Annotated in this window: 14 protein-coding genes and 1 pseudogene; 7 read left to right on the top strand and 8 right to left on the bottom strand. The window is 47.2% G+C overall.

All coding sequences use genetic code 11. The features are described 5' to 3' along the window. From CALK_RS13070 to CALK_RS12415, 3 genes are all read left to right on the top strand, one after another. The coding region (locus CALK_RS13070) for a hypothetical protein (RefSeq protein ID WP_162146738.1) at positions 1 to 1,144 on the top strand (1,144 nt) is incomplete at its 5' end. A gap of 105 nt (positions 1,145 to 1,249) precedes the next feature. After that, positions 1,250 to 1,669 (top strand): hypothetical protein, encoded by a 420-nt coding sequence (locus CALK_RS10725; protein ID WP_022637687.1) that lies wholly within the window; start codon positions 1,250 to 1,252, stop codon positions 1,667 to 1,669. A gap of 29 nt (positions 1,670 to 1,698) precedes the next feature. Then, a complete protein-coding gene (locus CALK_RS12415) occupies positions 1,699 to 2,709 on the top strand; it encodes a hypothetical protein (RefSeq protein ID WP_022637686.1) in 1,011 nt (336 codons plus the stop codon). Between the two features lie 126 nt (positions 2,710 to 2,835). Here the strand turns inward: CALK_RS12415 and CALK_RS10715 are convergent, their stop codons facing one another. The 6 genes from CALK_RS10715 to CALK_RS12410 all read right to left on the bottom strand — a co-directional run bounded on the left by CALK_RS10715 (position 2,836) and on the right by CALK_RS12410 (position 12,335). Beyond that, entirely contained in the window at positions 2,836 to 4,095 is a 1,260-nt protein-coding gene (locus tag CALK_RS10715) for a sialidase family protein (protein ID WP_022637685.1), read from the bottom strand. Between the two features lie 229 nt (positions 4,096 to 4,324). Then, entirely contained in the window at positions 4,325 to 5,359 is a 1,035-nt protein-coding gene (locus CALK_RS10710) for a ribonucleotide-diphosphate reductase subunit beta (protein ID WP_034637991.1), read from the bottom strand. Between the two features lie 18 nt (positions 5,360 to 5,377). Then, positions 5,378 to 7,642: a ribonucleoside-diphosphate reductase subunit alpha gene (locus CALK_RS10705; protein WP_022637683.1), complete on the bottom strand. Its 2,265-nt coding sequence runs from the start codon at positions 7,640 to 7,642 to the stop codon at positions 5,378 to 5,380. Between the two features lie 8 nt (positions 7,643 to 7,650). After that, complete coding sequence (locus CALK_RS10700; RefSeq protein ID WP_022637682.1) at positions 7,651 to 10,212, bottom strand: FAD-dependent oxidoreductase; 2,562 nt, start codon at positions 10,210 to 10,212, stop codon at positions 7,651 to 7,653. A 12-nt stretch (positions 10,213 to 10,224) separates the two neighbouring features. Then, positions 10,225 to 10,671 carry a peroxiredoxin gene (locus CALK_RS10695; RefSeq protein ID WP_022637681.1) on the bottom strand — a complete coding sequence of 149 codons (447 nt, stop codon included), beginning with the start codon at positions 10,669 to 10,671 and terminating at the stop codon, positions 10,225 to 10,227. A 65-nt stretch (positions 10,672 to 10,736) separates the two neighbouring features. Then, complete coding sequence (locus tag CALK_RS12410; RefSeq protein WP_022637680.1) at positions 10,737 to 12,335, bottom strand: sensor domain-containing diguanylate cyclase; 1,599 nt, start codon at positions 12,333 to 12,335, stop codon at positions 10,737 to 10,739. A gap of 319 nt (positions 12,336 to 12,654) precedes the next feature. Between CALK_RS12410 and CALK_RS12405 the strand changes: the two genes are divergently transcribed. Then, entirely contained in the window at positions 12,655 to 14,472 is a 1,818-nt protein-coding gene (locus tag CALK_RS12405) for an SUMF1/EgtB/PvdO family nonheme iron enzyme (protein WP_022637679.1), read from the top strand. A gap of 94 nt (positions 14,473 to 14,566) precedes the next feature. Here the strand turns inward: CALK_RS12405 and CALK_RS10680 are convergent, their stop codons facing one another. After that, positions 14,567 to 15,412, bottom strand: a complete 846-nt coding sequence (locus CALK_RS10680) for a class I SAM-dependent methyltransferase (protein ID WP_022637678.1) — start codon at positions 15,410 to 15,412, stop codon at positions 14,567 to 14,569. Between the two features lie 815 nt (positions 15,413 to 16,227). Between CALK_RS10680 and CALK_RS10675 the strand changes: the two genes are divergently transcribed. The 3 genes from CALK_RS10675 to CALK_RS10665 are packed head-to-tail and all read left to right on the top strand — an operon-like array spanning position 16,228 to position 18,340. Beyond that, positions 16,228 to 16,575 (top strand): CidA/LrgA family protein, encoded by a 348-nt coding sequence (locus tag CALK_RS10675; RefSeq protein WP_022637677.1) that lies wholly within the window; start codon positions 16,228 to 16,230, stop codon positions 16,573 to 16,575. Next, positions 16,572 to 17,267: an LrgB family protein gene (locus CALK_RS10670; protein ID WP_022637676.1), complete on the top strand. Its 696-nt coding sequence runs from the start codon at positions 16,572 to 16,574 to the stop codon at positions 17,265 to 17,267. Before CALK_RS10675 ends, CALK_RS10670 begins: the two co-directional genes overlap by 4 nt. A gap of 26 nt (positions 17,268 to 17,293) precedes the next feature. After that, positions 17,294 to 18,340 carry a 2-hydroxyacid dehydrogenase gene (locus tag CALK_RS10665; RefSeq protein WP_022637675.1) on the top strand — a complete coding sequence of 349 codons (1,047 nt, stop codon included), beginning with the start codon at positions 17,294 to 17,296 and terminating at the stop codon, positions 18,338 to 18,340. Positions 18,341 to 18,348: 8 nt separating this feature from the next. On the opposite strand, the pseudogene CALK_RS10660 reads toward CALK_RS10665, so the two are convergent. Then, a pseudogene (locus tag CALK_RS10660) lies at positions 18,349 to 18,552 on the bottom strand (methyl-accepting chemotaxis protein); the annotation flags it as partial.

Below are 18,552 nucleotides of genomic sequence, written 5' to 3'. Positions count from 1 at the left end.
ACATGACTCCTTATCTCGTACATCGCCTACGTTGGCACATCGCATTGATGAAAAGGCACGCCAGGTTTTTTTGTCGTACCACTCCTCCTTTGCCTTTTGGGATAGTGTCTCTTCTTTTTCAAAAACCCAGGATCATACATTCTCACAAGTCACTCTATCCGACTCTCTTTTATTTACATATCGGAAAGAACTAGACTTTTGGGATGAGATAGAACTACTCTCTTCTCATGCGCATGATTTTGCCCTGTGGGACACAATTACTCAATCTCCTCAGAAAAGGACACAGCTATTTCATGGTACCCGTGCGCCGCAGCACAGAAATCTTATACACCCTTCTCCAGCAGCTGCTTTTCAAGACTGTCAATACGAATATTCAAAAACTCATTTCCTAAGTAATGTATCAGCTTCCGCCTATAGCAATACCCTTGCCATGCGTCCATATAGGGAGTATGCTGATATTACGGAGCCTAATGTTCTTGATCAAATAATCACAGAAACAATACGAGAAACCTTTAATATTCGGGGGGAAAACCCTCAAGAAACCAGTGATAAAATAGACAATGCCTTGAAACGTAATCTTGATATCCGCAGTCGATTTCACTGGGAGCCTCTCTCATACTCAAGCCCAAATATACACTGGAGCATACGGAATGAAACAGCAATGCATCTACGTATCCCCGGTTCTCTTCCTGGTATTGTTTTTACTGGTGCCATGTCTCCTGGAAGTACCCTTGATTTTTCTGATTTTTCATTCCGTTTACAGTCAGTCTCTACCATAAGCGGTGCAAAGCGAACTGCTGTTACGAGCCCACCCTTTATCGATAAGATGACGGGATACTCCAATACGAAATTATTCCGAGGAATTCAAGCACATTTTCATATGGGGCATGTTTTTACAGAGATATCGACAAACAAAGCCCGTGTTATGATAGACGATAATGCTCGTTTCTTTTCTGTGGAAGGTACTGCCGATATTATTACTGCCGGCACAGGACTTACCGGCAATTACACCTTTGATACGGAAGATCTATCCCTGCCATTTACCGGTTTCGGTGGTAGCTTTGACATTGCCTTTCAGACAGATGGTGGAGGACGTGTTTTTTTCGGGAGGAATCTTCAATATTGGAGCAATAAGATGGAGTAATATCTACCGAGGGTCAACAAGCATAAGCGGGAAAAACCACACTCTTTTATCCCTTTTAGACCGTGATTCAGAACAATGGGAGGAAGAAAAGGGGGAAAACTTCCCATGCAGGACGACGATACCCTGTCTGCCGATGGGGCAATTTGGCGTCAAACCTCAACATTTCTTCACGCCGGTGTTATTCAAACGGTATGGGATAGTCAATGGTGGGGAAACTTTTTAAGCCGTCAGATCCGTGTTTCTGCAGAATACCTTCAAGGACTTGCAAATACTCCACAAATAAATACGGTACCCCAGATAAGTATCGGAGCTGAGAATGACATGCTCTTTGGTCTTATGTCGACAGGATACCGCCTTCACATAGGTGGTACAAAACGCCTTGCATCAAGTCTTGAATTACGTCTGATGGATAGGAAAAGAATTTCCTTACGTGCTCATTATGATGCGTACGGATCACCCTTCCTTTCCCCACGAAGAGGGGTAGGAGCTGGTCTCCGTTTTGGTTTTTATGGTCTTCAGTTATAACTATTTTTATTATATAAGGATATTGTCATATGACACAAATACAAACAAAATTTATATGGTTTATGATACTGGTTCTCAGCGGTGGGGCTGTTGGAGCTTCATCTGAAACCCTATCAGAATTTTATACTCCTGATGGAGTTATGCGAAAAGCAGAGTTTGTACAAATGAAGAATGATACTATTGAGGTGTTCATTCATGGGTATGATAACACACAATATCAACGTTTTTTTCCAAAGGAGCTTTTTACCCTTGTACTTATTGAAGGGGAGCCCCCCCTTGATTTAAGCCTCAACACCTATCCGTCACAAGACTCCGTACCCTCAAAAGAAGTAATAGAAGTCATTTCTGAAACACCCGATACAACGACTGAAATACAGAAGGATACTACGGAAACTCCACTTTCTCACTTCTACATGAACGACGGGGTTATGAGGCAAGCGAAGTTTCTTCAAATGGATGATGACAGTCTTATGCTCAAGGTACAGCGAACTAATGGCAGTGAAGATATACGAACCATCCCAAAATCAGCCTTTAACAAGGTTTTACTTCATGGCCGAATCCCCCTTGATCTTTCTCTTGAGTCATTCTCTGCCTCACAAATAGCAGACATTGACACCGTGGATATTGACACCGTGGATATTGACACCGTGGATATTGACACCGTGGATATTGACACCGTGGATATTGACACCGTGGATATTGACACCGAGGATATTGACACCGAGGATATTGACACCGAGGATATTGACACCGAGGATATTGACACCGAGGATATTGACACCGAGGATATTGACACCGAGGATATTGACACTGAGGATGTTGAGACTGAGGATGTTGAGACTGAGGATGTTGAGACTGAGGATATTGAGACTGAGGAAGTTGACACTGAGGAAGTTGACACTGAGGAAGTTGACACTGAGGAAGTTGACACTGAGGAAGTTGACACTGAGGAAGTTGATACCGAGGAAGTTGAGACCGAGGAAGTTGAGACCGAGGAAGTTGAGACCGAGGAAGTTGAGACTGAGGAAATATCTTTCTAAAACATTGTAAATAAAGTATCAAACATAGTGAACGCCACCGTTTAAACGGTGGCGTTCATAGGCTTATGTGTGTAATAAAACGCGCCTCCCAGGAGCGCATTAAAAACTATGGGAGCAGCCCCTATTCTAAAAACGAATACGATCCTGGAATAGTGTCTCATCCCCATGTATAACCCGCATTATATACATACGACCTACATCTGTTATAGAGCGAGGTAGAGAAAGAGGAACCATCTCATTGGCATGTTCTGCCCAAACAGATTCTCGCCACACTAACTCACCCTTGAGGGTAAACAACTGTACGTGATGGGAGCCCCGTGGAAGACGCAAATTATGAAGGCCATCTGCAAATACATATGGCCGGAAGGCATTAACATCTCTCGCAGGTTCGTCAATAAGGGCTGTTTCACGAATTTCTGCCCGTAAAATTGTCAAATCACTTCCAACACCAATATATACACTATCTCTATACAGTCCTGCATTGAGAAATGCATACTCTTCTGTTTCTCGGCTGATTTCCCATTCTATCCCATCATCACTGGAATAAAAAAATCGCGAAAACCCCAATAGAGCATCTTCCCCCACAACCAACTCATACACGCTTGAACTGAATCCCATATCATTGAGGGGTACCTCCTGCTGCTCCCATTCAAGACCATCCAGTGACGTAATAATAGCAGCATATGCCCACATATCATCATGGCTTCCCCCGATAACAAGCATTTCACCATACCGCACCACAGTCCGGTAGTTAGATTCTTCTATGGGAGACTCCTGCTCATACCAGTCTATCCCGTTATCTGAAGTAAGGATACAGACATTATTTCCCACGGCAATAAAGATATTCAGCACTGAATCCCAATATACTCCATACAGACGATGGAATGCCTCTGTTACAGGACTTTCCTGCTCTTCCCAGGACATACCATCAGAGGACGTAAAGATATGATGCCCTCCTTCAGCAGAACCGGACCATCCCACGGCAACCCACATATCATTGCCAAAGGTGACATCTTCAAATGCTATAGAAGTGTTTCCGATAGAATCCTGATAACTCTCCCAGGTATCACCCTCTGAAGATGTGAGCACTGTTCCCCATGAGCCAACTGCGACAAACCGTTCCCCATTCCACCGAATAGCCTTCAGGGTTCCTTTGAGTCTGTCCCAGTCCTCTGGGAAAAGATCAGTTTCTGACCAAACACTGCCATCTTCTGATGTAACAGCAAACCCCGATGTACCACATGCAATATAGCGACCATTCCCAAAGGCCACTGAGTAGAACTCGTGGCGTCCCTCATCCTGATGCACCACTTCCCAACTGTAGGATACTGCTGTACCTACCCAAAAGACGCACAACACTGTAACAACCCGTAGTATACTCATCATAGATCCTCCTTGGTTAGATCTCTTTTCAGTATTCTATGAAGGTGCCATGCTGTCTACAAAAAAAATTCATGCTGTCTTTGATGATCCGTTTCAGACTCCAAAAAAACGGTTTGGTGTAACCCCGTGTCAATACAAATACATGCGCGACTGTGTATATATTCGTGCACGACCTCTTTTCTCTTCCACACAGAAAAGAGAAAGAAACCTACAAAAAACTCATACTCCGATCTTACAACTCATCCCACCCTTCAACGGCACTGGATTGATTGTAGCTGGTGACGGTGCTTTCAAAGAAATTGGCCTTCACATCACCGGCCCCCTCCGTATCGGCAATACGCTCCAGGTGTTCATAGGGGTTGGTCTCAAATCCGGGATAGAGTGGTTCCAGACCAAGGGATTTTAAGCGCTTATTGGCAATAAATTTTGTGTAGGAGTCGGTGCTCTCACGGGTAACCCCCAACACATCATCGCCAATAATATGGTTTGTCCACTCAATCTCCTGGGTCACCGCCGTTTCAAACATGGAGTAAATGAGATCATCGGGAATCATATCAGGCTGCTCCTCACGAATCCCCCGGATAACATAGAGAAAGAGTACCACGTGGGTTAGTTCATCACGATTGATATAGCGGATAATATCGGCTGTTCCCGGCATGAGATTACGACTTGCCAAAAGATAGAAGAAATTAAAGCCGTTATAAAAATAGACCGCCTCAAGGAGATAATCCGCAATAAGTGCCGTGGCAAAATTTGTCCTGCTCTGGGCATCATGAAACTTTTGATAGGAATCGGCTATAAAACTGATCCGGTCAAAGAGAACAGAATCGTCCCGCCAGAATTCATAAATGGCATCGCGGCGGTCCTTTTCTATGACAGTCTCTATGGAGTAGGCATAACTCTGCGAGTGAATCGCCTCCTGATAGGTTTGAATCGCCAAGACAAGATTGATCTCCGGCGCCGTGATATACTCCGATATTTTTGGTACATTATTGGTCTGCACAGAATCAAGAAACACAAGAAAGGAGAGAATGCCATCATAGGCCTTTCTCTCCGGATCGGTAAGCTTTTTATAATCCTGAATATCCGTGGTGAGATCCACCTTTTCCGGTATCCAGAAATTTTCCATCATGGTACGATAGAGCTTGCTTGCCCAGTCATATTTCACGTTGTTGAGGTTAAAAAGATTGGTGGTGTTCCCTTCGATAATCCGCCGGGTATCAAGGGTGTCCACCCCGGCAGGATTAAAGAGTTTTTTCGTATACATTTTCTTCATTTCTGCTCCTTAATTTGCGCAGGATTCACACTCGGCTTTTTCGGAAATATTGCTGTTTTTCTGGAGGGTTCGCGTGTAGTACACTGTTTTCACCCCCTCTTTCCATGCAGTCATAAGAACCTCATAAATATCCCGTGCCGTAATGGGCGTATTGAGATTATACAAAAGCTCCATGCTGATCCCCTGGTCTATCCATTTCTGTATGGCCCCCATGAGACGCACCACCTCACGCTGATCAATATGCTTATTTTCCTTATAATACCAAAAGGACTCCTTAATAAAGGGGGGGCAAAGGGGAATAGCCCCATTGGCATTTTTGTCAATATGAAATTTACTAAACACCGGTAATACACCGGCAGTACACCCCTGCAAAAGAGAGCTTGAGGTATTGGGTGCTATAGCAAGGAGCTGACTGTTGCGTATGCCCTCACGGCTGATTTTGTCCATGAGCTCCAGCCATTTAGAAGCAATGTCACTATTGGCTTCATACCACGCCCGATCCCGTCCAAAAAAGATTCCCCGCTCCCAGTCACTGCCCGCAAAGGCCGGATAGGCCCCCCGTTCAAGGGCAAGATCGGCACTGGCAGAGACGGTGAAATAGGCAATTTTCTCAAAATAGGCATCGGCAAAGGCTGCTGCCTTTTCAAAGGGGATCTTCTTTTTTGCAAGAAGATCTGCCAGTCCCATGGCCCCCACCCCTATCGTACGATACCGTTCGTTATGGTGGCGTGATTCCATAATGGGCGGAAAGGTCATGTCAATACTGTTGTCAAGGATACGCACCGCCCGGGCACAGATCTGAGGTAATTCGTATTCATCTATTTCCGCAAGGTTGAGAGAGACGAGGTTGCACGTATGGACAAGTCCCTCCCGGGAGATCTGGCGAATGCTCCCCTCCTCGGTATGGGGCTCTTCAATGGCAGAGGGCCGGAAATTGGAAAAAGACTCCTGACAGAGATTTCCACTGGGAATAATACCGTCATGCTTATTGGGATTCATGCGATTTACCGTATCTTTAAAAAAGAGATAGGGCATTCCCGTTTCCACCTGAGACTTCATTATCTGCTTAAAGAGCTCCCGGGCAGAAACACGTCGTGTCAAAGAAAGAGACGTATCAGATTCCAGCTTTGTATACCATTTCTTAAACTCATCTCCCCACAACTCAGCAATCTCCACACCGTATGCAAGGCGCACCTCGTGGGGATCAAAGAGGGTCCACTCTCCCCGTTCTTCCACCCGCTCCATAAAAAGATCGGGCACCACAACCTGGGGAAAAATATCATAGGCCTTTTTGCGCTGATCACCGTTCTCCGTCTGCAGCTCCAGAAACTCCGGAAGGTCATGATGCCACGCATCAAGGGCCACGGTCAATGCACCGGCCCGTTTGCCCATCTGATTTACCGCTACGGCCGTATCATTCATAATGCGGATCCAGGGAACAACACCACCCGAAGCTCCGGGGGTGCCCTTAATCTCTGCACCGGCAGAGCGAATCCGACTGATATTTACCCCCACCCCGCCACCGTTTTTGGAGATGCGGGCAATGGTGTTTACCGTATAGAAAATAGAATCAAGGGAGTCATCAGCAGCCGCGACAAAGCAGCTGGAAAGATTCCCCCCACACCGGCGAAGATTAAGAAGGATGGGCGTTGCCAGGGAAATCTTACGCGCCGCAAGAACCTCATAAAACTCCCGTACCCTGTCGAGGCGATGCGTTTTTTCTTCATTGGCCGCACAAAAAAGGGCAATGGTGAGAAACATCTCCTGGGGAAGCTCAAAAACCTCCTCCCGATCGCGAATAAGATAGCGGTTTATTAAGAGACGGGCACCGGCATAATCAAAGTCAAGATCATAGGCCGGGGTAAGAAATTTTCCCGCTTCATAGAGCTCTGCCTCCGTGTAATATTCAAAAATAACCGGATCGTAGAGATTGCGCCGCACGGCCTCACGCACACAGGTGAGATAATCACCGTAGCCAAACTCCGTATACCCCCGGTTGTACGCAGCTTCCTTATATATCTCCATAAGGAGAAGCCGGGCCGCCACAATACGAAACTCCGGCCGCTGCGGGGTGGTCATATGCAGGGCTTCGTCAACAAGGGACAACTGAATATCCCGTGTACTCACCCGATCCTGCCCCCCATAGAGGGCCGTACTATGACTTTCCAATTCCAGATACGAGACATCGAGTCCCGCACAGGCCCACTCAAGGGCCTTCCGTATTTCCTGTATGTCAACGGATGTTTCCCGCTGATCACGTTTTATTATCTGCATAGGCAGCCTCACAACATTTTTTCGTCCAAAGCATCCTCATAGGTGATTTTTTCATTCACCCCGGTAATAACCGGAGCCGATTTTGAGAGATCGCCAATAAAAAGTGCGCCGCACAGGCGGTTTTTTTGAAAATAATAGGTCACCAAAGCCTTTTTCAGATCATCACGGCGACGTATTATTGTAACATCCTTATCCTGAGGAGACAGGTGTATATCCCCCAGGGCAAAAAGGGAGGTACCGAAGGCATGAAGGGTGGCGGGATATTTTTTCCCGGCAAAGCGCTTTTCATCACCGGCCATATTTGCACCGGCCACCCGCCCCTGTTCCAGGGCAGGCTCCCAGATACCGTAATAACATTCATTGAAGATGGCGCAATCACCGGCGGCATAAATATCCCGTGCACCGGTTTCCATACGATCGTTTACTTCAATGGCACGTCCCGTACTGATTGCTGTTCCCTCTGCCAGATCCACCGAAGGCTTGAGACCCGCAGACACCACCACCAGATCTGTCTGTATATTTTCTCCCGTTGCAAGGATCACTCCCTCCACGCGGTTTTCATGACCGTAAATCTCCTGCACCACCGTATCGGTGATAATTTCTATGCTGCTCTCTTTCACCAGATCCATGAGAAACTCCGCCCCGGGACCGTCGGTTTGACGGGGCAAAATACGGGGCGCCGTATCCACCACCAGAACCTCTGCGCCGTTTTGGGCAAGACCGCAGGCTGTTTCCAGACCAAGGAGCCCCCCCCCCACAACGAGAATTTTTCTGTTTCCGGGAGCAGCAAAGCGCTCCTGAAGACGCGTAATATCCCTGCGGGAGCGAATCGTATGAACTCCCGCAAGATCCCGCCCCTTCACCGGAGGCACAAAGGGATCCGCCCCGGTGGCAAGAAGGAGTTTATCGTAGGAGACAGCCGCTCCGCTTTCAAGGATAATCTCCTTTTTTTGCCTCTGCAATGGATACCACGGGGCTTGAAAGATGGAGGGTAATATTTTTTCAGCATAGTAATGCTCGGGATGAAGGAAAAACTCCTCATCCTCCACGGAACGGGAGAGCATATCCGTTAAGACCGGACGGTAATAGGGGAGAATATCCTCCGCCGTATAGAGGTGGATCTCTGCGGCACTGTTACGTGCGCGAATAGCCTCAGCAGCAGAAATGGCCGCGGCACCGCTACCAACAATCACCATCTTCTGCGGACGGTCATCGGAGTAGGTCACCACATCCTGAGCATGTTCCACAAAGGCCTCAGAGCCAACCCCGCAAACAGGGCACGTTGTTGGCGGAAGGGCTCCTTCAAAGACCTCTCCGCAGACAGTACACTTCCAAAATGTCTTCCCATCAGAACCGGTTCGTCCCATCTGTTCCCACTCCTTTTGTATTTTTTTTCCAAATCGCCGACCAAAATCCACGGCTTTCTCTGTATCATCCTGTGAGGGTTTAAATTTTACCCGAAGGGGGGGCTCAAGGGTGTTCATTCGTTGCGTGCGCAAACGGTAATTCAATACTTCAGGGCCTTCACCGCTCCATCCGTACGAGCCGTAGGCTGCCGCCACCTTTCCCCCGTGGGCAATGCCGTTGAGGCCCATGGCAAGATCCATCACCGGCGGCAGGGCATCGCCATTTATGGTACAGGAACCAAGGAGCAACCCCTGGGCTGTATCGATTTTTTTCTGTACCTCCTGTGCATCGGCATGCACCATATCATAGGTGTGGATATCCGCATCCACCACTTCAGCAATACCACTGTTGATATGACGGGCAAGCTCTTCGGTGTAGCCGTAGGCGGAAACAAAGGCATTCACCACCTGTGGTTTTTCGGGAAGGGGGATCTCCTCCTCTTGGCTCCATTTACGATAGAGATCTATATAGTAGTCAAGATCTGTACGAAGCACCGGTCCATGGCCGGGGCAGATGGTATCAAAATCGAGGGGCTCAATCTGCTCCAGGGCATAGCGCACATGTTTTTTAAAGGGCCCCATAATCATATCAAAATAGTATTTGTAGGCGGGGTAGAAATCTCCGTCTATTGTATCGTTAAACACCCGCTCATCGGAGTAGTGACAGCCAAAGGAATCACAGGTGATAAGGGTCTTATTCTTTTCCAGATAAGTGTATATGGAATCGGGCCAGTGGAGAAAGGGTACGGAAAGAAAGCGTAGCCGTTCCCCGCCAATGTCAAGGGTGGCATTATGATCCACGGCAATTCCCGGAATGGGGCGGTTGCAGATATCCCGGAGAAAATTCAGGGCCACGGCAGATCCCACCACCTGTGCCTGAGGGGCCAGATCAAGAAGCTTTTCAAGGCTGCCAACATGGTCGGGTTCCGTGTGATCCACCACAATATGGGAGATGGATTCCACGGGACATACCTCTTCTATTTTTTTGAGGAAGTCATCAAAAAACTTCACCTTCACCGTTTCAAAGAGGACATTTCCCGCATTGGTTTTTAAAATAAAGGCGTTATAACTTGTTCCGTATTTTGTGTGCATTATGACATCAAAGACACGAAGATCAGGGTGCAGCGCTCCCACCCAATAGAGATTTTCTTTTACCTGTTTCATATACCTCTTACCTTATTGTGATAATTCCTTAAGATACGCCAAGACCTTCTCAGCATGACCGCGGGCTTTCACCCTATCCCACCGTTTAATTTCCTTATTTTCAGGAGAAAGCATCACGGTTGTGCGGACAATCCCCATATATTCCCGTCCAAACATATTCTTTTTCTTCCATGCTCCAAAGGCTGAAATCAGCTCCTTTTCCGGGTCGCTTATGAGGGGGATGGTAAGGCCTTGTTTTTCAATAAATGAGCAGTGTTTTTCCACGGAGTCAGCGGAAACTCCATATACATCAGTTTCAAGGCGGGAGAACTCCTCCTTCAGGGCGGAAAACTCCTGCCCCTCCAGGGTGCATCCCGGCGTGTTATCCCGGGGATAAAAATAGAGGATCGTATACCTGCCCTGCAGATCATCAGGGGTAAGAACGGTGCCGTGGTCTGTCTTGAGTGAAAAGGGTATCATGACATCTCCCGGGAGAAGGTATAGTAAGAATATACACTATGTAATACTTTTGGATGTATCTTTATTCAACTGCGGCGCACAACAGAATTTCGCCCCTGCTTTTTTGCATCATAGAGGCATGCATCGACCACCCGCAACAACCCCTCTACATCTTCGTCCCCCCGCTGTTGAGCAACGCCAAAACTTACGGTTACCGCCTCACTTTCATCACTGGGCATACTCTCCACCGTGCTTCGAATACGCTCTGCCAAACGGGCAGCACCCGCTTCATCTGTTTCGGTACAGAGAATGAGAAATTCCTCACCGCCCCACCGACAAAAGAAATCGGTCTGACGTATACACGTATCAACCATACGACAAAAATGCCGCAAGACCGCATCTCCAGCTGCATGGCCATGTGTATCGTTGATCCGCTTAAAATGATCAATATCAGCCATGATGAGACTAAAGGGGCGATCATACCTGCTGCTACGAGCACACTGCTCCATAAGCAGATCCATTCCCTTGGCACGATTATAAATACCCAAAAGGGGATCACGTGTGGAAAGATAGACGAGTTGAGCTTCCATCTCCTTACGCTTTTGTACATTCCGTGCAACAGCATACACTTTTTCGTCTTCTGTCAGAGGATATGATGTCCATGAAATCCAGAGCCAAGAGCCGTTTTTACAGCGAAATCGGGTATCAAAGGAGGAAATAACCTCTCCCTTGGAAAGTAAATCCATTGCGTTCATTGTTGCATCGCGGTCATCGGGATGAATATACTCAAGATATTCTTGATTCTGTAATTCATCTGTCCCCCATCCCGTATTGGTCTGCCATGCCGGACTGATCTCAAGAAATCGTCCGTCAAAGGAAGCAACACAGAACATATCCGGGGAAACCCGAAAGAGAATATCTATCTCCTGCGCAAGTTCATGGCGCCGGGTGATATCACGTGCAACACCGACAATCTGTACAACACGACCCTTCTCAATAACCGGAGTAAGGCGCGTCTGCCAAAAGCGCACCCCACCGGGAAGATCAAGTTTTTCTTCGTAAGTAATGGTTTCTTTTGCCTGCACACAGCGGGTATAATTTTGCGCCACCACATCGCCAAGTTCCTGACCCAAGACTTCCACGGGAGTTTTTCCCGCAACATCCTGGGTTTTCATTCCGGTTAATTTCTCATGCGTCGCATTCAGGCGGCGAAAATAAAATTTCTCCTCCCTATCCACATCAATAAGAAATATGGCATCCTGTGTATTATTAAATATCTGCTCATAGTCACGTGTGAGTTTTTTGAGGACTCTATCCTGTTGCTCCCTTTCAGTAATATCCTGTTGAATAGCGCTGAATTTTGTGATATTTCCCCGGTTGTCAGTCACGGAGGTGATGATCTGCTGGGCATAATAGAGCTCACCGTTTTTTCGGCGATTCACAATCACCTCACTCCACGGCTTGCCGGCGGAAATGGTTTTCCAGAGACGATCATAATAATCAACAGGCATGGTATCACCTTGCATGATACTGGCATTCTTACCCAAGACCTCTTCGGCCGTATAGCCGGTCTGTGTTTCAAAGGCGGGATTTACATACTCTATAATACCCTGCGTATCGGTAATATAGAAGATATGCTCCATGGCATCGATGGTGTTTCTCAGGAGCTGCGCATCTATTTTCACAAATGTCCTCGTACAATGTAAGGTATGTATGTAATATATCCCCCCGCTTTTGGATATGTCAACAGTAAAGAGGTCCGTGTTTAGATCCCTTAAAGGGTAACCATTGCAAGTTTGACTTTCCCGTATAACTGAATTATTTTGTAGCGACTTCATTACACTACAGTTCTTAATATAGAGGAGTATCTCATGCATAATAGACACACCATAACAACACTTATCCTTGTATTTTTTATTTCTTTTTCTTGTGATGACACCGTGAGTCCGAATACAGATGAGCGAACTTTCACCCTGAGCGTTGTCAGTAAATACGGGGAAGTTGATGTTACCCCCGGAAAAAGAGGAGTATGCCCTTGACGAAAGTGTCATACTGACAGCCAAAGCCTTTGAAGGTTATACTTTTTCAGAATGGGAAGGGGATGTTGAAGGAACTGAATCACAAAAAACCATTACAATGGATGCCAACAAGGCAATTATTGCACATTTTTCTCCTCAGAGCATTGACATAGATGTTGTTGCAGAGAATGGAACAATTGACATTACCCCGGAAAAAGAAGAGTATTTCTATAACGATACCTTGCAGCTGGAAGCAATCGCGGACAGCGGATATTACTTCACAGAATGGAAGGACACTTCGGCAGAGTCTGAGAACCCACGTACCGTTATACTTACGGAAGATGTGACGTTTACTGCACTATTTGATTCTCTCCCCCGTTTTGCCGTCACCTATCATAGTGAAGACCATACCTCCGGCGAGGTTCCCGTGGATTCAAACACCTATATGCCAGGTGAAACCGTTATTATAGCAGACAATGAGAATGAACTGGGGCGCGAAGGGTATTCTTTTTCAAGCTGGAATACCGTCTCAGAGGGAACAGGAGCATCCTTTGCCCCCGGAGATACTGTACGCATGCCCGATTCAGCCCTGACCCTTCATGCACAATGGCGCCGCCTACCCACGTATACCATTGAGATACACACAGAAAATGGTTCTGTAAGCCGCATTCCCGATAAACAGGCATATACTAGGGGTGACACCGTGGAGCTTACTGCTGAAGAGACCGTTGAAGGCTATGCCTTCAAAAAGTGGGATCAGGATATTGAAGGAGAGGATAACCCCATCACTATTGTGGTGGATTCATCCATGGAAATCGAAGCGGTATTTACACGAAAAGAGTATACCCTCGATCTTATTACGGAGAATGGATCTATTCTGGTGATCCCCGAAGAGGATGCCTATTACCATGGCGACACCGTGAAATTTACCCATGAAGCCGATACGGGGTATTGGTTTGCCCGGTGGGACGGCGTGATCTCCGATGTTACGGATACTGTCATTTTTGTTCTGGAGGAGGACATAGAGCTCACCGCCACCTTTGTACCCCGCACAGTCCCCGCCATGGTGGAGCTTTCGGGGGGAGAATATGTAATGGGTACGGATACCAATTTTTTTATTTACCTCAGGGATGAACGGCCTGCTCACACTATTTCGTTGTCGTCCTTTTCCATAGGAAAATATCCCATAACGCAAAGGGAGTATTTTGCTGTTATGGGAGAAAACCCCTCGGAAGTAACAGGAGATACACTCCCCGTAACCAATATTTCCTGGTATGATGCAGTACGATACTGCAATGCCCTAAGCATAAAAGAGGGGTACGACCCCGTATATGATACCTCGTGGGTGGCAGATTTTTCCAAAAACGGCTACCGTCTTCCCACGGAAGCAGAATGGGAATATGCCGCCGGCACGGGAAAGGAAAAGGCCTTTTACTGGAGCAGTGATTCAACAACACCAGTAGAGGATTCCGCATCCCATATCGTGGATACCTATGCCGTATACTGGGCCAACAGTAACGGCAGACCTGCACCGGTGGGATCAAAAGAACCAAATGATTTCGGACTCTATGATATGGCGGGGAATGTGTGGGAAATGTGTAATGACTGGTATCATCAGGATTATTACAAAAGTTCCCCACGGGAAAACCCTCCCGGCCCATCAAGCGGTTCTAGCAAGGTACGTCGCGGCGGTTCATTTGAATCTTCTGCAATGGAACTTCGAAAAGGTAGAAGAAGGTTTGTGGGTCCAACAAGAGTCTCATCTGCTCGTGGATTCAGAGTTGTTCGCCCCATGACGGAGTAACTCTTCCCCCCATGGGCATTACCACGTACTACTGAGCGACGCCACCAAAAAAATCCCCCGTGAAAAGAGGATGCATCTCTTCACGGGGAAATGCTTAGTTGATTGCCCAACGCATGGCGCCGGATCGCCCCATTGATTTTCGCTGGATAACACCGTCACAAGCGATGGATCGCAGATAGGTTGCAATGCGGGGACGAAGCTCCTCTGCGGGTATATGTGATTCCGTAGAGAGTATTGCTGCTGCTTGCTCCGTCATTTTTTCTACGGAAACATCACGGGTGAAGTTCCGCTCGGTGAAGGAGAGATCCGGGAAGTACCCCTTCGAGACTAATAGATTGAATACGTAAAGCGCATTTCCTTCAAAGGCCCCCTGATTTCCTATGGAGAGTTCTCTCCGAATGTCTTCCATGAGAAAATCACGGCGGACTCCTGCCCAGCCCGCCCAATGACACCACCCTCTGGAACAGTGAATCAGACGCATGAGGTCATCTGCACTGCCAATAGCGGGGGTCATATTGGCAAAAACCAGATCAAAGGCCCGAGTAAATTTTTCCTGATCGGGATCCATCTCGTGCCAGTTACACACACGACACTCTACCTGAGATGTAAGATGTGCTGGTATTTCGCTTTCAAATCGCTCAATCATTTTTTCGGAGATGTCCACGGCGACTACTTCGCACCCTGCTTCGGCAAAGAAAATACCGTGGGATCCGGGGCCACACCCGATGTCGAGAACTTTTGCCCCCGGAAAGATGATGCCTTGGTCTACAAGCTTCTGCACTTCATTCTTGCGAGCTCTACGCCATGATTCATCGCGCGATCCGTACGATTCTGCCATAGAATTCCATACAGCGGCATTCGCCCACCCACGTTGGGAGGAACGGGTGGCGTTGAGTTGATTCCATTGATCGATCCAAAAAGATTCTGTGAAGATTGTCATGTATCATCCTTTCTGTGTGGGGGAATGCCTTTTCATAGAAGTGAACATCCTACCACGAAGTAATAAAATATTCACTCTGTAAAAACGGGAAATGGGAATACAGTAAAATAGTCTATTGTACCGGTATGAGGAAGAAGCCGTTGGGGGAAATATAGAGAACGTACCTATCCATAATTAAGGTGAGCATTCTACCACCCCTTAGAAAAAACATAACACCACCAAAAGGGCAACAAGTCGTAATCCTTTTAAGCACGGGTAATCATTCTGACAGCTCTTCTGGCAACCCTCTCCAGGAGATGTCCCAGAGAGCAAAACTCACGGACCTCCAAAAATTTTCAAAGAACACACCGCTTTTAGTTTTTTTATCTCATAGGAAAAAACACGGGAGCTCAGCTCAGGGCATCACGCAGGAGAAGCCCCCAAGAAACCATAACAGCTGTAGCTGAGTATCTCACGGAGTTTCGGGAACCAAAAGAAACCGCCCGTGATCGCGCGAGGGGGCAGAGGGGACCGAAGGTGTGCCCTCGGCACGGAGCGTCAAGCGAACCCCCGGCAGGACCCGGCCCGAAGGGACGCGCCCAAAACGGCACAGCAAACAGTAGTGAAATGAGATACTAGAAAAGTGAGAAATCAGCTCTCTTGCTCTACCACGGTCGTCACGAAGCCACGAGATGCCCAAAGAAAACCAGCCTTTTTGCGGGTGCCCACAGTCTTGGATGATACAAGATTATTGTAGATTATCGTATTCTATACCTAAATAGTATACATTTGGGAAAAAATTATATATTTTCTTATACCATAGCAAGGAGGTTTTGATGATTGGCCTACTGCGTGAAGGCGGTATTATAGCGGCAGTATACGGCGTCTCTCTTCTTATTGAGCAGTACATCCCGATGCCTGCAAGCGTTTTGAGCATGATAATTCTTTTTCTACTTCTGCAAATACGACTGCTTACGCTCCGGCATTTCCCAACCATTGTCCCCCTGGCATTACGACATCTACCACTGTTCTTCATACCACCGGCAGTACACATCCTCGACTCCACGGAGGCTCTTGCGGGAAGCATCGGTAGAATTATACTCCTCCTGAGTATTAGTAATATTTTGGTTATGGGTGTAACAGGAGCTGTTGTACAGGCCCTTATGACACAGGAGGAAAAATGAGTGCGTCACCAATTTTCGGGGTGCTTCTTACCGTGGGATGCTACGTGTTGACCCGAAGAATCTACCTTCGTTGGAAAAACCCGCTTTGCAACCCCATAGCCTTGAGTCTCATACTGATAGGGCTTGTCTTGCATACACAGAACATTCCCCTTGACCACTATATGAACGGAGCGGGAATACTTGTGGCATTCCTGCCTCTCACCGTGACCATTCTGGCCATTCCACTCTATCGGCAAATTAAGATGTTACAGGCTCATAGAAAGGCGATCATAGGAGGAATCTGTGCCGGCGTCATCACTTCCTGTGTCTCCATTATCGGAGGAGCACTCCTTCTTGGTCTCGATACGGAGATTGCAGAATCTCTGGTTCCCAAGTCCATAACAACGCCCTTGGGAATTGAAATGAGCCGCATTCTTGGAGCCATGGAAGCAATCACCGTGCTCTCAATTGTTATCACGGGGGTTCTCGGAGTAGTTCTCTATCCTGTTGCCTTTACGCTCTTCAAGATTGTTGACCCCGTTGCCAAGGGTACAGCCCTGGGAACTGCCTCGCATGCCGTAGGAACCTCAAAGGCAATCGAGCTTGGTGAAACAGAGGGTGCCATGAGTAGCTTAGCAATTATTCTTACAGGACTTATTACACTTACCGTAACTCCATTGATACTACTTCTATTACCCATTCTCTTGCGGTAAAGAGGTGCATCCAGAAAGGGATTACCATGAAAAAAAGAGTCGCATTTTTTGATACAAAACAGTACGATCGAGCCTTTTTCAGCACTGCCGAAGGATTTGAAGAGTTTGAGTTCTTCTTTTTTGAGACAAAGCTGACAGAAGAGTCTGCACGGCTTACCGCAGGGTTTGATGCCGTGTGTGCCTTTGTCAATGACACCATAGATACGGCGGTTATTGATATTCTCCATACAAACAAGATACGTCTGGTGGCTATGAGATGTGCGGGCTACAACAATGTGGATATCTGCTATGCCCACGAAAAAAACATCCGTGTTGTTCGGGTGCCGGCCTACTCCCCCTATGCAGTGGCAGAACATGCCCTGGCCCTAATGATGAGTCTTAATAGAAAAGTTCATCGTGCATACTACCGTACACGGGACAATAATTTTAACATAACCGGACTTGTGGGGTTTGACTTTTATGGAAAAACCGCCGGAGTTATTGGTACTGGAAAAATTGGGCGCATCATGATCGGTATTTTGAAGGGCTTGGGCATGGATGTTCTTGCCTATGACAAATATCCCGATACGGACTTTGCCCACAAGCATGCCATCTCCTACACCTCCCTGGATGATCTCTACCGTAGGGCTGATCTGATATCTCTGCACTGCCCCCTCACCCCGGAAACACACCATCTTATTAACACAAAATCAATACAAAAGATGCGCAAAGGGGTGATGCTCATAAATACAAGCAGGGGGCCCCTTATTGATACAGCCGCTCTTATTGAGGGATTAAAAGAGGGACAGGTTGGATATGCGGGGCTTGATGTGTACGAGGAAGAGGGAGATTTCTTTTTTGAAGATCTCTCCTCTGAGGTGATGCCCGATGATCAGCTGGCACGATTATTAAGCTTTAACAATGTCATAATAACATCCCATCAGGCCTTTCTCACGGAAGAGGCCTTGTCAAACATTGCCGCAACAACCATTGCTAATCTCCGTGAGTATTTTACAGATACATCCCTTACCAATGAAGTGTGCGGTACCTGTACGGAAGAAACATGTGTAATGGAAAATCGATTCTCCAAATAGCCCCCCCTCTATGGGAGAGAAAACTCATTGAGCAGTGAATCCAGCAGCTTTGCCTGAGAGGATAACTCTTCGGCAGAGGCTGCACTTTCCTCGGCCACCGCAGCAATTGATTGGGTGGCCGTGTTCAGCTGTTCAAAGCCATGATTAATTTGATCGATGGAGGTAGTTTGAGCTGTAGATGAGTCTGAAATCTTGCTGAGCAAAGCGGTAAG

Origin of the sequence: Chitinivibrio alkaliphilus ACht1 (assembly GCF_000474745.1) — a bacterium.
Classification (GTDB): Bacteria; Fibrobacterota; Chitinivibrionia; order Chitinivibrionales; family Chitinivibrionaceae; genus Chitinivibrio; species Chitinivibrio alkaliphilus.
This window is presented reverse-complemented; position numbering and strand designations above follow the sequence as displayed.